The organism is Candidatus Margulisiibacteriota bacterium (assembly GCA_031268855.1).
Taxonomy (GTDB): domain Bacteria; phylum Margulisbacteria; class Termititenacia; order Termititenacales; family Termititenacaceae; genus Termititenax.
Genome location: JAIRWS010000019.1, coordinates 1 through 6,779, shown reverse-complemented (window position 1 = coordinate 6,779; position 6,779 = coordinate 1). Strand labels below are relative to the sequence as shown.

Genomic DNA, 6,779 nt, shown 5'->3' with positions numbered 1-6,779 from the left:
ATAAATGACCAAAACCAAAATAACATTTTTAGGTGGGCTGGACAGCATTGGCAAAAATATGTGCGTGGTGGAACGCCACAACTCGGCGGTGATTATCGACTGCGGCATGGCTTTTCCCGATGATGAGATGTACGGCGTCAATATGGTGATCCCGAGCTTTGAATACATCCGCAAAATTAAGCCGAAAATTCAGGCGGTTTTTTTGACGCACGGCCACGAAGACCATATTGGCGCGCTGGGTTATCTTTACCGCGAATTCAATTTTCCGCTGTACGGCACAAAGCTGACGCTGGCTTTTGCTGACAGTAAATTTTCCGGCACGCAGAAAAAAGACCTGCTGACGCGCGAGATCGTGGCGGGGCAGGTTTATGAATTTGGCGAGCTGAAAATTGAGCCGTTCGATGTCTGCCACTCTATACCGGAAGGCGTCGGCCTGATCATTGACACGCCGGACGCGCGGATTGTGCATACCGGCGATTTCAAGCTGGACGCCAAGCCGCTCGACGGCAAAGTGACCGATCTGGCGCGTCTGCGTAAATTGAACGATGTGGATCTGCTGCTGTGCGACAGCACCAACGCCGATCAGGAAGGCTGGACTATTTCCGAAAACGACGTGGGCAAAACTTTTGACAAACTTTTTCAAAAAACCAGCGGCCGGATCATTATCGCCAGTTTTTCTTCCAATATTCTGCGTATGCAGCAGGTCATCAATGTTGCCCAAAAATACGGACGGCGTGTGGCGATACTCGGCCGCAATATGGAAAATAATTTCCGTATCGCCAGGGACGCCGGATTTATTGTTTGCCCGGAAAACGCGGTGTGCGGCCTTGAGCAGGCGCGCGCTTTGCCGGATCAAAAAATAGTCGTTTTGACCACCGGCTCGCAGGGCGAGCGTATGTCGGCGCTGACGCAGATGGCCGGCCGCCGCTATGACAAAATGCGGCTGAAAAAAGAAGACACGATCATTATTTCCGCCTCGCCGATTCCGGGCAATGAAAAAGACATCAACGACACGATCAATAATTTATACCGCATCGGCGTGCGTTTGTTCTACGATCAGGTCAATGAAATTCACGCTTCCGGCCATGCCTGCGCCGAAGAGATCAAAGAATTTATTAAAGCGGTGAAGCCGAAATTTTACGCGCCGGTGCACGGCGAGTATAAACATCTTTACAGCAACGCTTTGCTGGCGCAGAAAGTTGGCGTGCGGCAGCAGAATTGTTTTATTTTGCAAAATGGCGATCAGCTGGAAGTCGGTAAAAATTTTGCCAGAGTCGCCGGTCATGTTTACGCGGAGCCGGTGCTGCTGGACGGCAATTTTGGCGCTGATCCGCGCGAGCCGATTTTTCCAGAAAGGCATTTGTTGTCGCGCGGCGGCATTGCGGTTGTCTCCTGTCTGCTGGATAAAGATAATTTAGTTCAGGAGCCGGTCATCACGGGCTTTGGCCTAATGTACCGCAAAGAGCAGGAACAGTTTTTGCCGCTCTGGCGGGATTATCTCGCGCAGGTTTTGCGCGGCTTGAAAGGCAGCGCGCGCGACAAAGAACAAAAATTAAAAAAAGAAGCGGAGAGATTTTTTTATGAAAAACTGCGGCGGCGGCCGATCGTATTGGTTAATATTATTACTTTGTAGTTGTTTGCTGTGGCCAGCAGTGGACATTGAGCGGAGTCGAAATGTCCGTTTTATTTCTCTGGCGCCGAATATCACGGAGACGGTGGCTTACTTTGACGGTCTGGACAAGCTGGCGGCTGTGACCAATGACTGCGACTATCCCGCCGCGGCCAAGAACAAACCCCGGGTCGGCAAATATACGTATCCCGATCTGGAAAAAATTATCGCGCTGCAGCCGGCGGTGGTGCTACTGGAGTCCTCGGCCGATCCACGTTTCAAAAGCAAACTGCGCGATCTGCGCATCGACTACCGGGAATATGATTTCACTTCTTTGCGGAATTATTTTGCGGAACTGAAACGTTTAAGCGCGGACCTGGATTTGGCCGCGGATGCTAAAATAGCGGAGCTGAATAAACTCTGGCGGGAGAAATTTCCCGCGCTGCGCAAAAAAACAGCCATTGTCGTCTGGCAGAATCCGCCCATAGCCGCCGGACGGGATACTTTTTTGGCGGATTATTTCGCCAGCCTCGGCTGCCAGAATATTATTTCCCGCACCGCGCGTTATCCAGAATTAAGTCTGGAGCAGTTATACCAGGCGGATATTATTGTTAATTTGAGCGGTCAGCCGTGGAGATTGACCAATGGCCAGCCGGTTGTGGAGCCGGCTGCCGATCTTTATCTGCGCCTCTCGCCGAGATTGCTGCAGGCGCGCGGCGAAATGCAGCGCTTGTTAGCCGCCGCTTCCGGTGATTGGTCTGCCGACCGCCGCGCCGCCGCCCTGCGCGGCTACCGCGCGCTGCGTTTGGTCATGGCTTTGCTGGTCGGCGGTGGTCTGGCCTTGAGCGGTTTGCTTTATCAAGCGATGCTCTCCAATCCGCTGGCTGAGCCATACCTGCTGGGCGTATCTTCCGGCGCGGCGGTTGGCGCGCTCGGCGGGCTGCTTTTTAACTGTCCGCCGTTTTTTACAGCCGTGCTGGGCGCGTTGCTGGCTCTGGCGCTGGTGTATCTTTTGGCCAGAAAACAAGGCAAGCTTGAGAACAACGGCTTGATCCTCTCCGGCGTGATGCTCAACGCTTTTTGCGGCGCGCTGATCATGCTCTCGGTATTTTTTGCCGGTGACAAAGTTAATTCATTGATGTTCTGGCTGATGGGTGATCTGGGCACCAGCGTTTGGCCGCAGGCCTGGCTCAGCGGCGCGGTTTTGCTGGCGGTTGCGCTTTTTGCCGTCTGGCAAAGCGGCAGGATCGAGCTTTTGAGCATGGGTGATGAACAGGCCGAGTCGCTCGGCGTGGAAGTAAACCGCTTGAAAACTTTTTTGCTTGTGCTGATCTCCGCGCTGACCGCCGTCATTGTAGCTTCGGTCGGCATTATCGGTTTTGTTGGCCTGATCATTCCGCATCTGGTCAAAATGCTTTGCGGCGAGCGGCTGGGGCTGAATATTTTTCTGACGCTTTTAGGCGGCGCGCTTTTTTTAGCCTTGAGCGATCTGGCCGCGCGGACTATTCTGCCGGAAATTATTTTACCGGTGGGCATTATTACCGCGCTGCTCGGCGTGCCGTTTTTTGCGCTGGTTTATAAGAGAACAGTTTGACTTTGTTTTGTGAAAAAACTTTCTTAAACGTTTGATTTATAAATTTTTTGAGTGATTTGCAGCAATTGCTGAATAATATCTTCTTTAAGAGCTTCTGGTATTTCTTCGGTCAGCGCCTGTTCATTGAAAAAAAATAAATGCGGCTTGATCTGCAAAGCGCTGGCCAACTGCTCGATCATTTTTAGAGAGGGAAATTTTTTGCCGATTTCGATAGCGCCGATATAACTTCCCGCTGTGTTGCAACGCTCGGCCAGCTTCATTTGCGAGAAACCAACAGCCTTGCGGATCCTTTTTAAGTTTCCGATGAAAGTTTGTTGTAAATTCATTATCTGCATACTAATAGGTAATAAACAGTCTTGACAATCATCTGTTGTCATATAAAATAATTAAAAAAATATCCTTACAGGTTATTGAAATTATTGAGGGGGAATCACACATGACGCGCTATAAATACAATTTGCCGGACAATGAAACAGGGGCGGGTGCGACTACAACAACCAATGTGGGACTGGCTGACACAGCTGAAAAGAAAAAACAAAGATATTTATCCGGCAAAGAAGTTTACGCGGCGGATTACAATCAAACGCTGGAAAATCTCAAAAAAGAACAGACCCACCGCAGCGTGCCTCAAACTAAAATCGCCGGAGTCATCAAAGGGGACAGCGTTTATGCCTCGCAGCTGACCAATTTGCGCGCGGCGACTAAAGGCCTGGTCAATTACGACGGCAGTGACACTTTTCCCTGGGACGGCGGCGCGGTGACGATCGGCGTCAAGCTCAAAGCCAGACAGCTGGAGGAGCTGCGGCAGGTGATCGATGACGCGCTGAATAATGCGCGCTGTGTCGGCGGCTGCACATCGGCGTGTGGACGCGGCTGCGGCAACGCTTGCGTGGCGGACTGTAAAAGCGGCTGCGGCGGGACCACCTGCTCGTCTAGCTGCGGCGCGGCCTGCGCTTCTACCTGCGGCGAACAATGCCAGGGACTCTGCGGCTCTAATTGCGCGGCGGATTGCGGAACGGCCTGCGGCACTGGCTGCGGACAAAAATGCGCGACAACCTGCGGCGACGGTTGTAAAGATGTCTGCGGCGGTGTTTGCGCTGCGGCTTGCGGGGCGAAATGCACATCTGGCTGCGGCGCGCTGTGCCAGGAAAGCTGCGGCGTTGGCTGCGACGGCAATTGCGGTTCAGCCTGTTCAAACAAGAGCTGTGCTAATTCTTGCAGCGATAATGCTTGCCGCAAACAATGCAGCTGCCAGTGCGCTGGCTGCGGCGGAGGCTGTTCGGCTAACTGCGGCGGCAATTGCGGCAATACCTGCTGGAGGCAGTGCGAGAGCTGCAGCGGAGACTGTGACGGCGGCTGTTACCATGGCTGTGTTGGAAGCTGTTCGGGTTTGTGTATTGATAATTGTTCGGGCGGTTGCGGGGGAGTCTGCGCGGTAGGCTGCACCGACGGCTGTAAAGGCGGCTGCGGTACAGATTGCAAAGCGTCTTGTGGCTCTGCCTGTGCCGCTGGCTGTGGACAAAAATGCGCGTCGACCTGCGGCGACGGCTGTAAAGACGCTTGCGGAGTTGTTTGTGCGGCTGCCTGCGGTAAGGTTTGCGGCGCCGGCTGCGGCACGGCCTGCGTTTCTGGCTGCGGAGACGGCTGCAAAAATAAATGCGGTTCGGTTTGTAATGGCAATTGTTCCTCGAGCTGCGCCTATGGCTGTTCCCAGACCTGCGATGCGGCCTGTGATATAAACTGCGACACAAATTGCCGGAACAATTGTTATGACGGCTGCATCAGCAGCTGCCACAACGGCTGCGCGGAGACGAGCCGTTATGAACCAAATCCGGCGGGTTCCACTAAAAATACTAAGATCAACCGCGCGGCGGGAACATAGTCATGACCAGACGTATTCTTGCCCGGCTGCCGCAGGAAGATCTTAAATTTTTTGAATTAGTAACCAGCAAATTTTATTGCGCCAAACAAAATGTTTCTCTTTCCGCTTCGGCAGATTTTTCGACTGCCGCCGCTGAAGAGTTTTACCGCGAAGCTTTCTTTGCTTTAGCTGACGCTCAATATTTGCTGGATGGTTTTTGGCGGGAAGTAGCCGGTCGGCACAATTTGGCAGAGGATATTTTGAGCAGAGCTTTTATAGATTTTAGCACGGGAGAATTATGGCTGGAGGAAAACTAAAATGATACCGGCGCTGAAACAATATGACGGCTTGAATATTACGTTTCAGGTCACGGAAGACTGCAATCTGCGCTGCAAATATTGTTATGAGGTGGACAAAAAGCCCGGGGACTTGCCGTTTGAGTACGCGCAGAAATTTATCGATATAATACTTGAAGATGCCGACCCAATTAAAGCCAGAGGCACGCAGGATGAATGGATCTTAAAACAAGGACTGATCATCGACTTTATCGGCGGGGACGCGCTGATGGCGCCGGAACTGCTGGATAAAATACTCACGTATTATCGATATAAAGCTGTGTCAATTGGTCATAAGTGGGCTTATCGCTGGAGAGCGAGCATTTCCACCAACGGAACGCTGTTTAAAAATCCGAAAGTCCGTGATTTCATGACAAAATATAAAGACAATCTCAGTATCGGTGTGTCGGTAGACGGCTGTCCGGAAATACACGACGCTAACCGTATACACAAAGACGGACGCGGCACGATGAAAGATATACAGAAGTGGTGGAATTGGTATCTGGAGTGGAACGGGGCAGAAGCGGCCAGCACTAAAGCGACGTGCAATAAGGATACGATACCATATCTTTTTAAGTCTATAAAATTCCTGCACGAGGAGATGCGCTTAAAGCATGTAAATATAAACTTTATCTTTGAGGATATGCATTTAACTGATGACGACCTGAAACAACTGAACGAGGAAATGGAGAAGTCCATATATTACATACTGGAACACCGGAAAGATCTGCATGTATCAATGTTCGACAAGGGATTCGGCATAGGCGGGCCGCCAAAGGATTTGGATAAAGGGTGGTGCGGCTCAGGCTCAATGCCGTGTCTCTCTATAAACGGCAAGATATACCCGTGTTTCCGCTTCTCTCCCAACACGATGCACAGCCGGAAACTGGACTTTTACGTAGGTGATGTATGGAACGGGCTAAACTATAAGGAACGTTTCGAGATAGTGCGGCAGCAAACAAGAAAGAAAATCTCACCCGAAAAGTGCCTAAGTTGTGATGTGGAGAGCGCGTGCGCGTGGTGTATAGGGGGAGCATTTGCGGAGAGAGGGGAATTTTACCGGCAGACGAATATTTGCGAGGTGCGCAAATTGCAGAGCAAATGGAGCCGGAAATACTGGGAGGCGTATGACAGGTTAGAAGGGACGAAATCTTTCGACAGTGAAGGGAAGGTTATATTGTGAGGCCGCTCCCTGAGCCTGTATCCTTCGGATACGCTGGCGAAGGGAGCGCGGTGAATATCTTTACCTTTGTGCGCCAGTGGCTTCGAATTGGCCTTCGGCGCACTTAACTTCGCAGCCGCGCTGCTCGTTAAGTTCGAACCAAAGCGCACTCCGGTAAAATATTCACCGCGCTGGATAGGCTTGGTTAGCCGAAGACA

At 51.6% G+C, this 6,779-nt stretch carries 6 protein-coding genes; 5 read left to right on the top strand and 1 reads right to left on the bottom strand.

Going from position 1 to position 6,779, the window contains the following annotated elements:
• Positions 1–4 precede the first annotated feature (4 nt).
• Together LBJ25_01085 and LBJ25_01080 are read left to right on the top strand one after the other, a co-directional pair.
• Positions 5–1,633 carry a ribonuclease J gene (locus tag LBJ25_01085; protein MDR1452558.1) on the top strand — a complete coding sequence of 543 codons (1,629 nt, stop codon included), beginning with the start codon at positions 5–7 and terminating at the stop codon, positions 1,631–1,633.
• Between the two features lie 4 nt (positions 1,634–1,637).
• Positions 1,638–3,203 (top strand): helical backbone metal receptor, encoded by a 1,566-nt coding sequence (locus tag LBJ25_01080; protein ID MDR1452557.1) that lies wholly within the window; start codon positions 1,638–1,640, stop codon positions 3,201–3,203.
• 23 nt (positions 3,204–3,226) lie between these two features.
• Here the strand turns inward: LBJ25_01080 and LBJ25_01075 are convergent, their stop codons facing one another.
• Positions 3,227–3,529, bottom strand: a complete 303-nt coding sequence (locus LBJ25_01075; GenBank protein MDR1452556.1) for a helix-turn-helix transcriptional regulator — start codon at positions 3,527–3,529, stop codon at positions 3,227–3,229.
• 110 nt (positions 3,530–3,639) lie between these two features.
• On the opposite strand from LBJ25_01075, the gene LBJ25_01070 reads away from it, so the two are divergent.
• The 3 genes from LBJ25_01070 to LBJ25_01060 are packed head-to-tail and all read left to right on the top strand — an operon-like array spanning position 3,640 to position 6,582.
• Complete coding sequence (locus LBJ25_01070; protein ID MDR1452555.1) at positions 3,640–5,085, top strand: hypothetical protein; 1,446 nt, start codon at positions 3,640–3,642, stop codon at positions 5,083–5,085.
• Between the two features lie 2 nt (positions 5,086–5,087).
• On the top strand, positions 5,088–5,381 hold the full coding sequence (locus LBJ25_01065; protein ID MDR1452554.1) for a hypothetical protein: 294 nt from the start codon (positions 5,088–5,090) through the stop codon (positions 5,379–5,381).
• Position 5,382: 1 nt separating this feature from the next.
• On the top strand, positions 5,383–6,582 hold the full coding sequence (locus LBJ25_01060) for a hypothetical protein (protein MDR1452553.1): 1,200 nt from the start codon (positions 5,383–5,385) through the stop codon (positions 6,580–6,582).
• The last annotated feature ends 197 nt before the right edge of the window (positions 6,583–6,779 follow it).

Bases quoted from the DNA above. Each gene is read 5' to 3' on its own strand.
- LBJ25_01085 (MDR1452558.1), top strand. From the start codon at position 5: ATGACCAAAACCAAAATAACATTTTTAGGTGGGCTGGACAGCATTGGC.
- LBJ25_01075 (MDR1452556.1), bottom strand. From the start codon at position 3,529: ATGAATTTACAACAAACTTTCATCGGAAACTTAAAAAGGATCCGCAAG.
- LBJ25_01070 (MDR1452555.1), top strand. From the start codon at position 3,640: ATGACGCGCTATAAATACAATTTGCCGGACAATGAAACAGGGGCGGGT.
- LBJ25_01065 (MDR1452554.1), top strand. From the start codon at position 5,088: ATGACCAGACGTATTCTTGCCCGGCTGCCGCAGGAAGATCTTAAATTT.
- LBJ25_01060 (MDR1452553.1), top strand. From the start codon at position 5,383: ATGATACCGGCGCTGAAACAATATGACGGCTTGAATATTACGTTTCAG.